Annotated in this window: 10 protein-coding genes; 4 read left to right on the forward strand and 6 right to left on the reverse strand. The window is 64.1% G+C overall.

The genetic code is table 11. The features are described from left to right. Window positions 1-18 precede the first annotated feature (18 nt). From kdpB to GGR13_RS16955, 3 genes are read right to left on the reverse strand one after another with little or no spacing between them, the layout of a single operon-like run. Window positions 19-2088 carry a potassium-transporting ATPase subunit KdpB gene (kdpB, locus tag GGR13_RS16180; RefSeq protein WP_183214624.1) on the reverse strand — a complete coding sequence of 690 codons (2070 nt, stop codon included), beginning with the start codon at window positions 2086-2088 and terminating at the stop codon, window positions 19-21. Window positions 2089-2103: 15 nt separating this feature from the next. Then, a complete protein-coding gene (gene kdpA / locus GGR13_RS16185; RefSeq protein WP_183214625.1) occupies window positions 2104-3813 on the reverse strand; it encodes a potassium-transporting ATPase subunit KdpA in 1710 nt (569 codons plus the stop codon). Window positions 3814-3825: 12 nt separating this feature from the next. Next, complete coding sequence (locus tag GGR13_RS16955; RefSeq protein WP_332640023.1) at window positions 3826-3912, reverse strand: potassium-transporting ATPase subunit F; 87 nt, start codon at window positions 3910-3912, stop codon at window positions 3826-3828. A gap of 870 nt (window positions 3913-4782) precedes the next feature. On the opposite strand from GGR13_RS16955, the gene GGR13_RS16195 reads away from it, so the two are divergent. Then, entirely contained in the window at window positions 4783-5370 is a 588-nt protein-coding gene (locus GGR13_RS16195) for a hypothetical protein (protein WP_183214627.1), read from the forward strand. A gap of 107 nt (window positions 5371-5477) precedes the next feature. Here GGR13_RS16195 and GGR13_RS16200 read toward each other — a convergent pair whose 3' ends face one another. The 3 genes from GGR13_RS16200 to GGR13_RS16210 all read right to left on the reverse strand — a co-directional run bounded on the left by GGR13_RS16200 (window position 5478) and on the right by GGR13_RS16210 (window position 13934). Next, window positions 5478-7886: a glycoside hydrolase family 2 TIM barrel-domain containing protein gene (locus GGR13_RS16200; protein ID WP_246347927.1), complete on the reverse strand. Its 2409-nt coding sequence runs from the start codon at window positions 7884-7886 to the stop codon at window positions 5478-5480. A 44-nt stretch (window positions 7887-7930) separates the two neighbouring features. Further along, window positions 7931-10672, reverse strand: coding sequence for an exo-rhamnogalacturonan lyase family protein (locus tag GGR13_RS16205; RefSeq protein WP_183214628.1), 2742 nt, complete (start codon window positions 10670-10672; stop codon window positions 7931-7933). Window positions 10673-10769: 97 nt separating this feature from the next. Further along, window positions 10770-13934 carry a TonB-dependent receptor gene (locus GGR13_RS16210; RefSeq protein ID WP_183214629.1) on the reverse strand — a complete coding sequence of 1055 codons (3165 nt, stop codon included), beginning with the start codon at window positions 13932-13934 and terminating at the stop codon, window positions 10770-10772. A gap of 230 nt (window positions 13935-14164) precedes the next feature. On the opposite strand from GGR13_RS16210, the gene GGR13_RS16215 reads away from it, so the two are divergent. The 3 genes from GGR13_RS16215 to GGR13_RS16225 are packed head-to-tail and all read left to right on the forward strand — an operon-like array spanning window position 14165 to window position 18227. Next, window positions 14165-16087 carry a rhamnogalacturonan lyase gene (locus tag GGR13_RS16215; protein WP_183214630.1) on the forward strand — a complete coding sequence of 641 codons (1923 nt, stop codon included), beginning with the start codon at window positions 14165-14167 and terminating at the stop codon, window positions 16085-16087. A gap of 26 nt (window positions 16088-16113) precedes the next feature. Continuing rightward, window positions 16114-17304: a rhamnogalacturonan acetylesterase gene (locus GGR13_RS16220; protein WP_183214698.1), complete on the forward strand. Its 1191-nt coding sequence runs from the start codon at window positions 16114-16116 to the stop codon at window positions 17302-17304. 56 nt (window positions 17305-17360) lie between these two features. Continuing rightward, window positions 17361-18227 (forward strand): glycoside hydrolase family 43 protein, encoded by an 867-nt coding sequence (locus GGR13_RS16225; protein WP_221230774.1) that lies wholly within the window; start codon window positions 17361-17363, stop codon window positions 18225-18227. The last annotated feature ends 25 nt before the right edge of the window (window positions 18228-18252 follow it).

Below are 18252 nucleotides of genomic sequence, written 5' to 3' on the forward strand. Positions count from 1 at the left end.
TGGTCCTTCTTTGGAAGGTCATGCGAGGCCGAGCCCCGAGATGACGAGATCAATCAGTTTGATGCCGACGAACGGCGCGATCAGGCCGCCGAGGCCATAGATCAGCAGGTTCCGGGACAGCAGGGCTCCAGCTCCGATGGCCCGATACTTCACCCCACGCAGGGCCAGCGGGATCAGGGCCACGATCACCAGGGCGTTGAAGATGACCGCCGAGAGGATGGCGCTCTGCGGGCTGTGCAGCCCCATCACATTCAGCGCGCCAAGCGCCGGCAGGGCCACCACGAACATCGCCGGGATGATGGCGAAATACTTGGCCACATCGTTGGCGATCGAGAAGGTCGTCAGGGCACCCCGCGTGATCAGCAGCTGTTTGCCCACCTCGACGATCTCGATGACCTTGGTCGGGTCGCTGTCGAGGTCGACCATATTGCCGGCCTCGCGCGCGGCCTGAGCCCCGGTCTGCATCGCAACGCCGACATCGGCCTGCGCCAGTGCCGGAGCATCGTTGGCCCCGTCGCCGCACATGGCGACCAGACGCCCCTTGGCCTGTTCCGCCTTGATCAGGCGCATCTTGTCCTCGGGCGTCGCCTCGGCAAGGTAGTCGTCGACCCCGGCTTCCGATGCGATGGCGGCGGCTGTGACCGGGTTGTCGCCCGTGATCATCACCGTCCGCAGCCCCATGCGGCGCAGGTCGGCGAACCGCTCCTTCATGCCGGGCTTGATCACGTCCTTCAGGTGGATGATCCCCACGAGAACGCCATCCTCGACCACCGCCAGCGGCGTGCCTCCGGAGCGGGCGATCCGGTCGACCGCCTGACGAAACTCGGCCGGTGTCTGTGAGTCCGTCAGGTCCAGCGACCGAAGCACGGCGTCGACCGCGCCCTTGCGCCAGGACTTGCTGTCCGCATCGACGCCGGACTGGCGGGTCGCGGCCGAAAAGGCGATCGCCTTGGCCCCCGCCGGAAGGTCGACGACCACGCCGGCGTTCCGCCCCAGCTCGATGATCGAACGGCCCTCGGGTGTTTCATCCGCCAGCGATGCCATGACGGCTGCGCGCATTGCGGCTTCCGGGCGAACCCCGGGGCTCGGGATGACCTCGGTCGCCATGCGGTTGCCGAAGGTGATGGTCCCGGTCTTGTCGAGCAGCAGGGTATCGACGTCGCCGGCTGCCTCGACGGCGCGGCCCGATGTGGCCAGGACATTGACCTTCAGCAGCCGGTCCATCCCGGCGATCCCGACAGCGGACAGCAGCCCGCCGATGGTCGTCGGGATCAGGGTGATGAACAGGGCGCCAAGCACGATGGGGTCGAGATCGATGCCGGAATAGGCACCGAGCCCCACCAGCGTCACCACTGCGATCAGGAAGACCAGCGTCAGACCGGCCAGAAGCACCGACAGGGCCAGTTCGTTGGGCGTTTTGCGCCGATTGGCCCCTTCGACCATGGCGATCATCCGGTCCAGAAAGGTTGAACCGGGAGCCGAGGTGATGCGCACCTTGATCCAGTCCGACACGACGGTGGTGCCGCCGGTCACCGCCGACCGGTCGCCGCCGCTTTCGCGGATGACCGGCGCACTCTCGCCCGTGATGGCCGCCTCGTTCACCGAGGCAATGCCCTCGACGATCTCTCCGTCCGAAGGGATGACGTCGCCGGCCTCGACCAGCACGATCGAGCCGACCTCCAGATCGCCGGCCGGCGTTGGCACCGTCAGCCCGGTCGCCGGATCGACGATCAGCTTGGCCTTGGTCGTGACGCGGGTGGCGCGCAATGAGTCTGCCGCGGCTTTCCCGCGTCCTTCGGCGACGCTCTCGGCTATGTTGGCGAACAGGACTGTCGCCCAGAGCCAGATGGCCAGCTGGATGGCAAAGCCTGCCGCCTCGCCGGCCATGACAGCCGCGATCGCCGATACCGTTGCCAGCAGGGCCACGATCCAGGTCGTGAAGATCACCGGATTCCGCACCAGTCTGCGGGGATCCAGCTTGACGACGGCGTCGCCGATGGCCCGGCCAAGCAATGGGCCGGACAATCCACCGGCCAGGGGAGCGGACGGGCGGGGATCGCCCGGAAGCTCGGGGTTTGCGAAGGTCATGTCAGGATTTCCGGATCAGAGCCGGGCCACGGCATCGAGCACCTGGAAGTGTTCGACGATGGGACCAAGGGCGAGGGCCGGGAAGAACTGCAACCCGCCCAGGATGAGGATGACGCCGATCACCAGACCGATGAACAGCGGGCCATGGGTCGGCAGGGTGCCGGGGCTCGGAGCGAGCTTCGGTTTGGCGACCAGACTGCCCGCGATGGCCAGGACGGCAATGGCCGGAACGAACCGCCCCATCAGCATGGCGATGCCCAGGGTCGTGTTCCACCAGGGCGAGTTGGCCGTCAGCCCTGCGAAGGCCGAACCATTGTTCCCCGCCGCCGAGGTGTAGGCATAGAGCATCTCGGACAGACCGTGAGGACCGTCGTTCAGAAGCCCGGCCAGCGCCGCCGGCAGGATAGCTGCGACAGCGGTGAATCCCAGAACGGCCAGGGGCAGGACCAGCACCGCGATCATGGCGAACTGGATTTCCCGGGCCTCGATCTTCTTGCCCAGATACTCGGGCGTTCGCCCGACCATCAGACCGGCCACGAACACCGACAGCACGGCCATGACGACCATGATGGCGATGCCTGACCCGATGCCGCCGGGCAGGATCTCGCCGAGTTGCATGAGGAACATCTGCAGCGCCCCGCCGAGCGGCATGTAGCTGGCGTGCATGGAGTTGACCGAGCCACTGGACGCGCCGGTGGTCTGGACAGCCCAGACGACGGAGGCGGGCACACCGAAGCGGACCTCCTTGCCCTCCATATTCGCGGAAGCGTCGACACCGGCCGCGACAAGGGCAGGCGCCGGCTGGGTCTCGATGGCATACATGGCCGCGCCCGACAGGCTGAGCAGGACCAGAGCCGCGATGGCGAGCGCGCGCACGTCCTTTCTGGCCAGAACGGTACGGCCAAAAGCGAAGAAGGCCGCCCAGCCGAGCATATTGATCGAGATGGCCGTGAGCAGGTTGGTCAGCGGCGTCGGGTTCTCGAACGGATGCGCCGAGTTGACGTTGAAGATGCCCCCACCATTGATGCCCAGCTGCTTGATCGCCAGCTGACTCGCGGTCGGGAACAGGGACAGGGTCTGGGATCCGCCTTCAAGTCCGGTCGCGGCGGCTGAGGCCTGCAGGGTTTGGGTCACGCCGAGGCCAACCAGGACAACGGCAAAGATCGCCGAAAGCGGAAGCAGAACCCACAGGGTGGTGCGGGTCATGTCGACCCAGAAATTGCCCACCCCCTCCCCTCGACTTGCCACGAAGGCCCGCGCCAGAGCGGCGGCGATCGTCGCGCCGGTCGCGGCCGAAAGGAAGTTCTGGACGGTCAGCCCGGTCATCTGGGTCAGCGTAGACATCGTCGTCTCGCCGCCATACGACTGCCAGTTGGTGTTGGTGACGAAGCTGACGGCGGTGTTGAAGGCCAGATGCGGAGACACGCCCTCGAACCCCTGAGGGTTCAGGGGCAGACCAGCCTGCAGGCGCAGGATCGCGTACAACAACAGAAAGCCCGCCGCGTTGAACGTCAGCAGGGCACCCGCATAGCTTAGCCAGCCCTGGCTTTGCCGGGGGCTCACGCCAGCTGCGCGATAGAACAGGGCCTCGACCGGCTTCATCACCGGGTCGAGCCAGGTCCGTTCGCCATTCCAGACGCGTGACATATAGAGTCCGATCGGCCAGCCGATAAGCGCGGCGAGACCGAGGGTCAGGGCGATCTCCGCCCATCCTTGTATGTTCATGGCTGTGGCGTCCTAGAAACGCTCGGGGCGCAGCAGCGCCGCGACCATGTAAACAGCGACGACGACCGCGCCGACCCCCCAGAGTATGGCGACCAGCATCGTCACACCCGCTTCAATGCAACGGCGAGAACGGCGAAGGCGACAAACGCCCCGCCGCCGATCGCCAGAAAAATCAGATCGGCCATGCCGATGCCTCCAGCTCAGTTTGAACCGTCAGCAGACCACCGATGCGCGTAAGCCCTCCATGTGCAAACGGGCCATGGGCATAAGGCGGGCGTAAAGATTCGGGAGAGCGGATTGGCAAACGTCAGGAGCACACGCCGGCGTGTTGCTCGAGACAGCTTATGCTCAGTGTGTGCCAGGGGGGTCGACGAAGGTCGGTGGCCCGTGAGGCAGCGGCATCAGTCGAAAGTCGGCTTGGCCTGCCTCATGCCTCAAACCACGTATACGCCGCATGCGGGCGAAGCCCGGCGGAGGCCCCGCCAAGGGCCATCAACCGAAGTTCGCTGAAAGTCACCAATTTGGGGACAAAGGCCATGGACTACCAAAGAGAACTGAGCGACGGCCATACTCAGCCTAGCTGATTGAAAGTTTTTAGCAAAAATGCTGGCCGGGACTCGAGCAGCTCAAGTCGCCTGGCTGAATGTCCGGTTGACGCTTGAGTTCATTGACGCCTCGCGACGATCGATTGACGGCGATCTCCTGTCGGCCCTGCTCGTGGCGGGCGTCTCGATCGCAAACATCGAAGCGACCCAGCTGCATCCTGGAGATCTTGATCGTTATCCGACGCCGAGCGACTTGCCGGACGATCAACGCAGACCGGTCAACGCGGTGAGCATCGCGCTGTCTCTGGGAATTCCGAGAGAAACTGCGCGCAGGAAGTTGGCGGACCTGGTGAACCGGGGCGTGCTGACGAGAAAGGGAGACGGGATCTTCCTGAGCTCCGCCGTTATCCTGTCGGAGCCATTCATGATGGCAATCGCAAGCTATCTCAGCGCGACCTCGAGGTTTGTTTCGGGCCTGTCTGTTCTTGAAGCCTGCGGCGTACTTGGCACAGACCGCATGGCGAACCCGCCGTGGTCTATCGGTGGCATCACCACGAGACTGATGACGGCACACGTCCTGCGAGGGATCGAAAGTGCCACAGACCTGAACCCGTCCGTCAGTCTGTCCACTCAATACATCGCGCTTGCGCTCGCTCACCTGACCGGAGCGGCACTGCGCGTCCAGCCCGGCCTTCCCGAAGGCGCTGGGCGTCTGGCGTATCTGGCCCCCACGTTCAAGGCGGTGTCCGTGTCGCGTCTGTCTCGATTCACCCGCCTACCCCACGAGACGGTAAGACGTCAGATCCTGAAACTCGAGAAAATGGGCGCCGTGACGCAACGGGATGGCGGCAAGGTCATCGACCTTTCCGATCCCGCTCGCATGATCCCCTGGGTGGATCTTCAGACCCAGACCGACGTCAGCACTCGCCAGACCGTCTGGAAACTCTTCAGGGCGGGCGTCATCGTCCACACGCCTCCCTCAGAGACGCCCCTGCACCCGCTGATGCCATGACGAATGCAGTCAGCCGATAGCCGGCGCTGTGGGGCACCCGTCGCAGTTCGATCAGGAAACCGTTGATGGGGTCGCCAGCATCGGGCTGATGCTGGATGCATGCGAACCTACTCGACCGCCGAAATCGTGACCCGGCCCGCTTCAAGATCATCCGCACGGGCCTCTACCGTCACCGCTCCCCGCCCCGCTCCGCGAACAAGCGCAACGGCTACGCCTCCCAAGGCGTCCCGGTCCGGTGAACCGAACGGTGTGTGGTCCGTGGATGAGGCATTGTCTGTGGCAACCAGAACTCCAGGGCCGCTCACCGAGAACCGAAGGCGGTGGTCAGCCCTCGGCACGGTCACCCCTGCTGCGTCGACCACGCGGGCCCGAACATAGACGAGGTCGTCGAAACTGGAGCCGACCTCGTTCTGATCCGGCACCAGGGCGATCGCCACAGGGGGGCCGGCCGTGTCCAGCCGGTCCTCTACCCCCTGCACACCTGTATCAACACAGATGGCCCTGACCGACCCAGGCACAAATTCAACAGACCATCGCCGTGGAGAGGCGTCTGCATTGATCGGCATGCGCCCGAGAGACCGCTCATTCAGGAAGGCCTCGACGTTTTCACAGTTGCTGTAGACCTCAATGGTCTGAGGACCGGGCGTCAGTGCCTCGGGCGTCCAGTCGTCGAACAGGGCCACGGGCGCAGGTGGGGTTGCGACGGCAATCATCGTCGGCACGGCGGGCTGGTTAGGACCTCCCGCGCCATCGATTGCCGGACCGGCTGCGTTCGTGTTGGCATTGCGGACGACGTGGACGACGGGTTTTTCCGACCACCAGCTTTCACGTTCCATTCCCCGTATCCGTTGCGCACCGGTACGGTCCAGCAGTCCGGAAGGGCTCTGGATGTTGGGCCAGCCCGAGCGATTGGCTTCGCCGAGATAATCGATCCCGGTCCATAGAAACATGCCTGAGAAGGCCGGATAATCCCGCACCGGGACCCAGTTCGACCGGTTGTGACCGTTCTCGGTGCCGACAATGCTGCGCGCCGGGTTCTGTCGATTGGCCGCGATCAATTCGTTCTCGCGATAGTTCTGCCCGACAACATCCAGCATGTCGGCCAGACCGTTCTCGTAATCGCCGGTCACGTTCGGGCGAAACAGGGCAAGGGTCCGGGGGCGGGTCGGGTCGTTTGCCCGGATCACGTCCATGATGCTGCGCAGCGCAGCCTTGGCCTGGACAGGATAGGCCGTGTCGTGAATCTCGTTCCCGGCGCTCCAGATGACGATGCTGGGATGATTACGGTCTCGACGCACCATGTCGGCTGCGTCCCGCTTGTGCCAGTCGCTGAAGAACAGGTGATAGTCGTTCGGGGTCTTGGCGACGTTCCACTGATCAAACAGCTCATTCATGACCAGCAGCCCAAGCTCGTCGGTCAGGTCCAGAAACTCGGGTGCCGGGACATTGTGCGCGGTGCGGATCGCATTCACCCCCTGCGCCTTCAGCGCCGTCAGCCTCTGACGCCAGACGTCCAGCGGAACAGCGGCCCCCACGGCTCCGCCATCATGATGCAGGGCGACGCCCTTCATCTTGAGGTTCCGACCGTTCAGCCAGAAACCCGTCGCGGGATCGAAACGCGCTTCGCGGATGCCGAAGGGAACAACCTGATCGTCCAGAACGTCGCCGTCTTCGTCCAGCACCCGGACCGCAGCCCGGTAAAGGGTCGGGCTGTCAATGTCCCAGCGCGCGGGATTGGCCACATCCATTTCAGTCGTCAGCACCTCTGTCCGGCCGTCACCGATCGTCGTCACGGGGCTGCGCGTGCTCGCGATTTCACGGCCTGTCGGGTCGAGGATCGTCGTCTCGACCATGGCGGGGCGACTGCGCGTGGCAGCATTCTGGACCTCGACCGAGACGGTGACCGTGGCGTGGTCGGCGGTCAGATCACGCGCCGACACGAACGCTCCACCCTGGGGGATGTGCACGTCATCGGTCTCGATCAACCGCACATGGCGATAGATGCCTGACCCATTGTACCAGCGGGAGGATGGGGCAGCCGAGGTATCGGCGCGCACCGCAAGGACATTGGGGCCGTCGGTCCGCAGGTGCTGGGTCACATCGTAGCGAAGGCTGACATAGCCCATGGGCCTGAACCCGACATGATGGCCATTGATCCAGACGCCGCTGCGCTCCATCACCCCGTCCAGTTCGACGAAATAGCGACGACCGGGCTCTGGCCGGATGTCGAGGTCTCGACGGTACCAGGCCACGCCGGTCGGCAGGAAACCGTTCTCGCCGGCCCCTTTTGCCTGTTGATCGAACGGGCCCGCGATTGCCCAGTCATGCGGAACGGAAACCACCGCCCAGCCACTGTCATCGAAGTCACGGCGCTCGGTGGCCTCAGGGTCGCCCTGGAAAAACCGCCAGCCATCGGCGAGTGGGGTCGTGATGCGCGGCTCGGCTGTTGCCGCGGCAGGAAGTACCAGGACTGAAACTGCGCTCAGTCCCATCAACCACGATCTGATCGAGGACATGTCCCCTCCTTTGAAATGCTACTCAAGCGGCTTCGGCGCAGGCTTCAATGTGGACGCCCGGTCGTTGCTGACGGGTCTGAAGTGCCGACAGCGTCGAGAGCATCCGGGATAAGGGCGAGGGTCTGGATCGCGGCGAGGCCCCACTGCGACACGCCGTTCGTAGACATCCCCGGGTCCTCTTCCACGGTGTTCAGCACGTCAGAGCCCGCGACCGTTCGCCGGCGGGATTCCAGGCGGAAGTCCTCGAAATGGGTCTGGTCGAGGAACTCGTGCGCCGCTCTGCGGGCAAGCGGTTCATCATGCAGGTGGTGAGCAGCATAGGCCGTCAGACGGGAATGACCCTGCGGCAGGCCACGCGTTCCGACCCGTCCGCCCAGATGGGCCTCAAGCTCGGCCGCCGGCGCATTGTACCATTTGCAGTATTCGATCCATGCCGCACGGTAGCCGGGCACATCCACCAGCCGCAGCAGCTCGGAGTGGGTTTCCACGGCCCCGAACACGGCATTCAGATGCGAGATTGAGATCCCGTCTCCCGCACTGACGAACCGTCCGGTCCTGACATCATAATGCCCGCCGCCGTGGAACCAGCGACGCGGCAGGGCGGCCAGGCTGCGCATTCCGGTGACGATCCGGTCACGCCAGCGGGTGTCGCCGGTGCGTTCCCATTCCGTCATCCACGCAGCAAGGAAGGAACTCCAGTCCGTGCCGAAGCCCGCATCGACGATCGGTCCGCCCGGAGCGGGATCTCCCGCAGCCGGGCGTTTTCGCCGGATCTGGACGCGCGTCAGTGTCTCGTCCGACCCGACAAGGGATCGCATCAGGTCGCCGATCCGCTCATCGGCCGTGAGGTAGAAATAGATCCGTCGGAAGGCGGCGTTGCTGACCCTCGGCTGCTTGGAACTGTCGCCCCAGTGCTGCACGCCGTGACGTGTGCCGAAACCCCGGTGCGGTCCGATATGGTAGCAGTCGACCTCGCTGGAGTGGCGGGTCATGGCCTCGGCCATCCGGAAAACATCGGCACGGCCCGTGCGCAGGAAACTGTACCAGAGCCAGAGATCCGGCGAGAGTTCAGAGTTGGCCCAGGCGAACCCGCCGATGTCGTACTTCCATTCGTGGCGGTCGGCGTCATAGCTGTGCATGACGTCACCGTAGTTCCAGAATCCGTACCAGCGCCGCTGGACGATCTGGTCGCGATAGAGGTCCAGAAGGCCGTCGAGCCGGTGCTCGATCTGCGTGCGCAAGGGCGTTGACCGGTCGGGCAGACTCCAGTCGCCGAAAACCTCGACGGAACGGATCCGGGCGGGCGCGCAAACAAGGCGCGGCGGGGTTTCGACGCCCTGGGCCATCTCCGAAAGGGCGTCGCGCGACGGCGTCTCGCCCAGAGCCCAGAGCGTCAATTCGCTGGTCCGGGCCACGCCATAGGGTGTTCCCCAGCCGGGCTCATAGTCCTCGTAGGTGATCTCGAGGCCTTCATTCTGGCGCGCATGCGTCGTCATGCCGAGACCGTCGTGGTAGAATCTCAGGTCCATGGCCGGGGCGTCGGGCGACCAGAGCCAGGCTGTCACGCGCGCTTCGTCTTCCGCGGCGCCCCGGACGTCGAGCCGAGAGGGTCCGGCCTTCCAGAAATTGGCGAGGCCCATGGCGACGCCGCCCGAAACTCCGCCGACATAGACCAGGCCCGGGGCCTTCTCGCCGCCTGCCGCATCGATCCAGCCATGACCGGGTCCGGTGCGTTTACGGATCGCAAAGCCGTCCGAGGTCGGCTGGGACAGAGTGAAATCACCCCACGCCGGGATCAGATCAAGCCGATCCCGGACCCGCGGATCCATCTGCTCGACCGGTGGCACGGCCTGGCCAGCGATCTGGGCATCCCGGTACGGCTTGCCTGGATCGCGCCGAAGGCCCGTGAGGGGACGCACCGCCTCGGCCCACAGACCACCGCCCTCGCCTGCGAAGCGGATATGACGCTCGTGCAAGGGATCGCGAAGCGGCGCGGAAGCCTCGATTCCCAGCCCCCGGATGAAGTCACGGTTTTCATCTCCGTCGAAGATGAAGCTGTGCACGATCCGTACAGCCTCGCCCTCGGCATGGAAGTAGAGCCGCACGGTGAAGGGCAGCCAGGAACGATCGCCAGACCGGTGGGTGCCCTCAAGCCGGATGACGGCCCGGACGGGCCCGGACTGTTCCAGGACGGCCTCTCTGATTTCGCTCTCGAACCGCTGCTGGACCAGTGGAGCGGTTTCAGACAGTTCCGGCTGGTCCTGTCGCAGACAGACCAGTCGAACATCACCCATGACGGTCCGTCCGTCTCGCGTAGCAGACGCAATCAGGGCAGATCCCGAATGCGGGACTGTCCAGACGATGGGTCCGACACTGACCTCGAACCAGCCCGCCAGAGTGCGCACAGTCACGGCATTCCGGGGAAGCACAGGACGACCGCTGACGATCCTGAGGGCGGAAGCAGGCGCCTTCGACGCTGGAACGCTGTGGCCCGTCCACTTCAGGGAGCCATCCGGCCAGGTCGCCAATGGCCAGGTCTGGAGCGGAACCGGCTGTCCGGCAGCATCCAGGGCCGCAAAGGCCTGTCCCCGTCTGTGGACGCCTTGGGGCCAAGGCACACCCCAGGTGAGTCCCTCGTGGCGGGCGGGCGGGATGCCGTCCAGCCACCCGAGTTCAGTATCGAGTGTTGCGCCCTGCTCAGCCCTGGCTGCCGCAGGGATCACCCCCAGTGCGGTCGTCGCTGCACAGGCCATCAATCCCCTGCGACTAAGCGATAGACTGGTCATGACGCGGATCCGATACAAACCGAGCAGACACGGGCCCCGGAAAAAATGACGGCGAACCCGTAAGATCCGCCGTCAGGTGTTCCAGGAGAGGAAGTCGTTAGTAGCGGTACGTCAGACCGGCAAAGTAACGCTTGCCCGAATAGACATCCTCCACGAGCCGGATGGAGTCATTCGTGCTGCGCTCGTTCTCGCCCGTGATGTTTCGCGCTTCGATGAAGACCGTCAGCTGATCCGAGATCTTGTAGGCCGCACGGCCATCGAGGTAGCCGGTCTTGTCACGATAGACCGGATTGCCGCGGGCATCGATGGCGGTCTGAAGATAACCGCTGCGTCCATTGTAGGCCAGGCGGGCGTTGATCGGTCCTTTGTCGTAGTATCCGATGATGTTGTAGGTGTGCGTTGAAAGTCCCGGGAAGGGCAGTTCTTCCTGGGTCAATGTCGAGAACAGGCCGACATCCTTGGCTTCGCTGTAGGTATAGTTGACGATCCCGCCGAAGCCATCGAACGGCGACGGAAGGAAGGTAAATGCGGTCTGCGCCGACAGTTCGACGCCCTGGATCTTGGCACCGTTGCCGTTGATCCGCTGGGTCACATCGAACAGGGTGCCGTCGCCGAACAGATCGACGTTCTGGACGACGACAGGACCGACCACGAAGGACTCGATGTTCTTGTAGAAGAAGCCCGCGTTCAGGAGCGTGTCGCGGTTCTGGAACCAGCCGATGTTCAGGTCGAACTGATCCGCCCGATAGGGCTGTAGCGCCGGGTTACCCGCGCTGCAGACGTCCTCGAGATCATCGACCAGACCCGCTGCCGTACGATTGAACGTGCAGGTCGCGGCCGGGACAAGGAAGGTAGGGTTCGGTCGGGCCAGGACCTTGGCATAGCCGAACCGGGCCACGATCTTGTCGGTGACGTCGAGCGCCACGTTGAACGTCGGGAGCCAGTCTTCATACTCGTTGTTGAGGGTGGTGATCGTCGTCCCGAGGTTCCGGGTAATGGTCGTGCCCGGTATCGCCGGATTGTCCACCGTCTCGCGCTGGAGATAGGCCCCGGTCGCATCGAGAATGGTCTTCGTATAGCGAACCCCGAAATTGCCGCTGATCGGCATGTTCCAGATCTCGCCCGCCCAGCTGGCCTGGGCATAGGCGGCATGGACGTCCTCGACGACGTCGAGTGCGGGTGGTTGATCAAACTCGCCGACCAGCACGCCTGCCGCCGTATAGCCGGGCGCGCGTCTGATGTTCTCGCGATCGAACAGGGACAGGTCGAGATTGGCCCCCGTCGCCGTCAATCCATAGCTGGGGGCAAACCAGCCATTCGGCAGGGCAACGCCCGGATCGTCCCGCCCGCCCTGATAGAAGTTGGTCGGTGTGGACCGGGAAATGTTCCTGAGCAGAGCGATCAGGTTCGCCTGGGTATAGGGCGTGTTGTAGGTCGGCGGCAGCGTCAGGGGGTTGAACAGGGTCGCGCCATTGGCCGTTGCGCCCGGCGTCAGCACCAGGTTGTGACGCGCGCGTGCGCCCTGAACGATCGTCCCGTCCGGTCTCGTATAGCCCCCGACGGAGTACTGGAGCGTTCCGGCAGAGCGATACTGGTATCCGGACTCGAATTTGGTGAAGAAGCCGGAGTCGAAATTGTAGTCGAGGTCGAGCTTGGCCGTGTCCTCGAACGTATCGGTCTCAGACGGTTCGTAGTTCACCACGACCGCAGTCGTCGCATAGTTGGTCCCGGCACCGTTGTTGGCAAAGATGCCGTAGGTCGCCGGATCGGCTGGGCTGAAGCCGGTGGGGAAGGTAAAGGCAGGAACGCCCCGATCCGAGATATCGACACGGATATTGGGGATGGAGGCGTTGAAGGTGACCGAGTTGCTGTCGCTGTAGGCGGCACCGGTGGTGTGAGCAAACACACCGTCCAGCGTCAGGTTATCACCCTTGTACTGGAAACCACCCGACAGATATTCGGAGCGATAGGAGAAGTCGAACTCGCGGTTCTGGGTGCTGAAGATGTTGGCGGCACCAACCGTCCCGCTGGTCGAGCGGGCTGCGGTGTTGAATCCGACCACATTGTGGTCCGCATCGACTGTCGCCACCTGGTTGCCAGCCGTCGTTATGGCCTGGCCGTTCCGGCCGTAGGTGGTGGCGTTCAGGCGGCTCTGTGCAGAGGCATCAACCGTATAGTTGAAGTCGGTCAGATGCTGCTGACGGTCGTTGACCGTGTAGTCGACGAACACCGAAAGGGCATCGTTGACCCGGAACTGGGTCGACAGGTTTGCCGAGGTCCGCTGGTCCTCACGGAACCAGAGGCCATAGCGAGGGATCGCCGGCACAAAGTCGTTCCACTGGGCCAGGCAGTCCTGGATCGCCGCGCGCCCGCTGGCCGTGCTGGCATCCGTGGGACACTGGGCCTTGCTGGCAGCCGAGGCATAGAGCGGATTGACGAAAGTCCGGTCCGGCGAGTTGTCGTAGTCACCGGACGCCGTCACGACGCCGAGAGTTGCCCCTGCTGTTCCGACCGTCGTCGGGAAACGGATCCAGTTGGTACCGCGCAGGAAATCACCGCGTGTATCGTTCTCGTCACGGGTGACGTTGATGATGAACCCGAGACGGTCGTCGAGGAATTTGGTCCCGGCCGTGATGTTGCCGCGGAACTTCGTCGTCTCCAGCAGGTCGAAATACTGGCCGGAGGCCGAGGCCGAAAGCAGAGGCTCCGTGAGGTCGAGAGGGCGACGGGTGCGAATGCTGACCGTCCCGCCGACGCCACCTTCCGTCATGTCGGCGGTAAAGCCCTTGAACACGTCGATGGAGGCGATCAGTTCCGACGCCAGTTCCTGGAAACTCGCGCCGCGCGCGCCGGTCCCGTTGTTGTTGAGAACGCTCAGACCGTTGATCTCGACGCGGTTCAGGTCGGGCTCGACCCCGCGAATGCTGATCTGGCTGCCTTCGCCAAGGTCCCGGGTCAGGGAGACGCCCGTGATCCGTTGCAGCGCCTCGCCGACATTCTTGTCCGGGAACTGCGAAACGTCCTCGGCAACGATGGAGTCAACAGTCGTGTTGGCCGTCCGCTTGCGATCAATGGCCGAGCGAAGGCTTCCGCGCGTGCCCGTCACGATGATCTCTTCGACGGTCGTCGTTGGCTCTGTGCCTGAAGCCGGCGTTGCCGTCTGGGCAGCAGCGGCCCCCGCCGTGCCGAGAGCCAGCAGGCTGATAGCGGTCAGGCAGGTGCCATTGATGGCGCGCCGGCGAGTGGGTGAGAATTTCGACATGGAAGCCCCTTTTATACCGAACGCGAGTCCATGGGCGCTGGCCGTTCGCCTCTTGCGGGCGATCTGGACTTGCGCCCTCCCTGTCGAACACCCTCCGTCCCAAAGGCTTCGGTCTCGACGAGATGGACGTTAATGTCATATGGTGACATGTCAATGCATTCTATGGAACAGATCGTCGTAGGAGATCGGCGGTCCACAGCTCGGTTGATCAAAGTTATGAGGAGTATCCGATGACGCTGAGGCCAACCCTTGTGGCAGCCAATGCGCTGATCCTTGCGACCATGGTCTGCAGCAATGCCCTCGCACAGACCGGGACAGGACGGCAGCAGGAGGACCTCGACCGAGGCGCGGTGGCTGCGCCAGCCGCGAATGGTGGCATGCTGGTGAGCTGGCGACTGCGGGCGAGCGACGCGCCGGATCTGGCGTTTGACGTGTATCGCAATGGCCAGAAGGTGAACGTGGACCCCATCACGACCAGCACCAATCTGGTCGATCCGAACGGACAACCGAACGACACCTATGACGTGCGCATAGTTTCCGAGGCGAGATCAGAAAAGGTCCAGAGCGCTCGGGCCGGGGGCTATCTGTCCATACCGCTGATGCAGCCGCCGGGCGGCACGACGCCAGCCGGAGAGGCCTATACCTACACCGCGAATGACGGCAGCGTCGGCGATCTCGACGGTGATGGTCGATACGAAATCGTGCTGAAGTGGGACCCTACCACCTCCAAAGACAATGCCTTTTCCGGCTATTCCGGCTCGGCACTGCTGGATGCCTACACCTTGGACGGCCGCAGGCTCTGGCGCATCGATCTGGGTCCCAATGTCCGGGCGGGTGCCCACTACACGCAATTTCTGGTCTTCGATTTCGATGGCGACGGACGCTCCGAAGTGGTCGCCAAGACTGCCGACGGCACGGTCGATGGCGAGGGCGTGATCATTGGCGACGCGGCCGCAGACTGGCGCGAGCGCGGCGGCGAGGCCCCGCAGTCCGACAGGACCGGTGCCGCAGTGAGGGCGGACGGTAGTCGTTATGCCGACTTGACCGGTCGCATCCTGAACGGTCCCGAGTTTCTGACCGTGTTCGACGGTCGGACAGGCCGAGCGCTTGCGACGGAGCCCTTCACGCCCGCCCGAGACCCCGAACACGCGAACCCGACGGCGGAGCAGCGAACGGCACGTTGGGGAGATGCCTACGGCAACCGATCCGACCGCTATCTGGCTGGCGTAGCCTTTCTGGACGGTGCGAGACCGAGCATCATCATGGGGCGAGGCTACTATGCCCGGACAACCGTCGCGGCCTGGGACTGGCGTGACGGCCGGCTGGCACAACGCTGGATGTTCGATACCGGCAGCGCGGATGACGCATTTTCGGGACAGGGCAATCACCAGCTGAGTGTCGCCGATCTCGATGAGGATGGTCGCGACGAGATCGTCTACGGTTCCATGGCCATCGACGACGATGGTCGGGGACTTTGGAGCGCTCGACTGTTCCACGGAGACGCCATGCATCTGTCAGACCTGGACCCGTCGCGGCCCGGTCTCGAAAAGTTCGGCGTGCATGAGAGTCCGGGCCGGAACGGTGGCATCGGGTCGGCCATGCTGGACGCCCGCACCGGCGAAATACTGTGGAGCACACCCGCTGACAGGGACACGGGTCGCGGTGTCGCCATGGACATCGATCCGCGTCACCCGGGCGCCGAGGCCTGGGCCAGCGGGTCTGACATCCTTTACGATGTGAAAGGCCAACCGATAGGCCGTCGACCCCGACAGCAGAATTTCGGCATCTGGTGGGACGGCGACCTGCTGCGGGAACTGCTTGACGGGACCACGATCTCGAAGTGGAACTGGGATACGCAAGACGCGAGCCCGCTACTGACAGCTACCGGCGCAGCATCGAACAACGGCACAAAGGCAAACCCCGTGCTGTCCGCCGACATTCTCGGCGACTGGCGCGAGGAGTTGATCCTGCGGGCCGAGGACAACTCTGAACTGCGCATCTATCTGACGCCGCATCCGACCGACATCCGCATGATCACCCTGATGAGCGATCCCGTCTATCGGCTGGCGGTCGCCTGGCAGAACACAGCCTACAACCAGCCTCCGCATACTGGCTTCTATCTGGGGGACGGCATGGCTTTGCCGGCGAGGTGAAGATCGATGGACGTCTACTGTTGGCGATGGCAGCCGGTGTGATGGTCTATGCCTTGCCCGCAGTCGCTCAGACCCAACGGTTCGATCTGACCTCGGAGATCGCCCGCCCCGGCTGGCAAAGCGTTCGACCCGACGCGGTCTATGACCCGGCTTCCGGCTATGGGTTCGAACCGCGAGGCAACGGAGACACCCTGTTTTCGGTCGCCGTGCCCGAGGGCGACTATCGCGTGACGGTCTGGCCCGCGGACGACCGACCGATGACCGTATGGGCCGAAAGCCGACGACTGATGGTGCGGGACGCCGCAGGCCCGGCGCGGTTCACAATCAATGTCCGACGCCCCGAACTTGCAACTCTGCCCGACAATGCGCCGGGCGGAGAACGGGTCCGGCTCAAACCGCGCGAGCAAGGTTCGCGATCCTGGGACGACCGGTTGACACTGGGCCTGGACGGACCTGTCGCCAGGATCGAGATTGAGCCGGTTCAGGCGACGCGTCTCGTGCTGCTGGGTGACTCCACGGTCGCCGACCAGCCCGGTGGCGACTATGCCAGCTGGGGCCAGATGCTGCCCCGTTTCGTCGACGGCACGACATCCGTGGCCAATCACGCCGAGTCGGGCGAGACCCTCAAGTCCTTCATCACGGAACTGAGGCTGGACAAGGCACTCAGCCAGCTGCGGCCCGGCGACATCGTCCTTGTTCAGTTCGGCCACAACGACTCCAAGGTCCAGTGGCCTCAGACCTACGCCGATGCAGCGACGACCTTTCGCAGCTACCTGCGGGTCTACATCGATGAAATCCGCAGGCGGGACGCTCGACCCGTGCTGGTGACGTCACCCCATCGACGAACGTTCGATCCGGACGGGCATATCGTGAACAGCCACGGCGGCTATCCGGACGCCGTTCGCGCGGTCGCCGAAGAGCAGGGCGTGCCATTGATCGATCTCACGCTCGCCAGCGCCCGCCTGTATGAGGCGCTCGGGACCGATCGAGCACATCTGGCCTTCGCCGACAGTGGGCGAGACCGGACGCATCATAATGCCTATGGGGCCTATATGCTGGCCTGGGCAGTGGCTGATGGCCTTCGGGGTCTGGATGATCCCGTCGCCCAGGTCATAACGGATGGTCCTCCGCTGGACCCTGATCATCCCCCCGGTCCGGAACACTTCACGCTGCGGCCCATGCTGTCGGTGGCAAGCGAAAAGCCTGCCGGATCATGATCTCAAGCGGTCTTCAGCAACGTCGGTCAGGGCGGTCGATCGGTCGTTGGCTCGTCATGTCCCTGGCCCTGTTCGGCACCAGTTCAGGATCGGGCGCCGCCGCACAGGAAAGCGAGTCTGATCCTCACCGCTATGTGCTGACCTCATTTGCCAACGGCAATGCCCGGGCGATGAGTGTGTATACATCCAACGACGCCGCCACGTTCACGCCGCTGGCGCTCGCCGTCTACAGTCCGCCTACAGGGTTGATCCGCGACCCCAGCATCATCCGACACTCCGACGGCTGGTATCATGTGGTCTATACAACGGACTGGAACGGTTCGGAGATCGGCTTCGCCCGCAGCCGCGACCTCTTGCACTGGGAGTACCAGAAGAACCTGCATCTCCCGCTGGACGGCATCACCAATGCCTGGGCTCCGGAGTGGTTTGTCGACCTGGATGGTTCAACCCACATCGTCGTCTCGCTGTCGCGCAGCGGCACCGGGGGACCGTTCGTCCCGCACCTGATGACAGCCCTCGACAGAGACCTGGGCGGCTGGGGCCCGCCGCGCCCGATGCAGGGCCTGGGGCCCAACGCCATCGACACCTTCATTGTGCATCATGACGGCCGCTATCAGGCCTTCGTCAAGAACGAGACGACCAAGCTGATCGAACGCGCCACCGCTTCTTCACTGGAAGGACCCTGGACGCATGTCGGAACGGGAGACTGGGCTGGCTGGGGGTCGTGGACCGAGGGTCCTGCTCTCGTGCGTCGTCCCGATGGTGGATGGCGCATCTACTTCGACGAATATGTAGAGCGGCGTTACTGGTACAGTGACAGCGACGACCTCGTCCAATGGACCCCGCGCCGGGAACTGGTCGGACTGTCCGGCACCGTCCGCCATTTCACGGTGCTGAAACAGACGCCGTCAGAGGCGCCGTGACCGGGCTGGCCCGTCTAGCTGCAGT

The organism is Brevundimonas variabilis, assembly GCF_014199945.1.
In the GTDB taxonomy this organism is placed as follows: domain Bacteria; phylum Pseudomonadota; class Alphaproteobacteria; order Caulobacterales; family Caulobacteraceae; genus Brevundimonas; species Brevundimonas variabilis.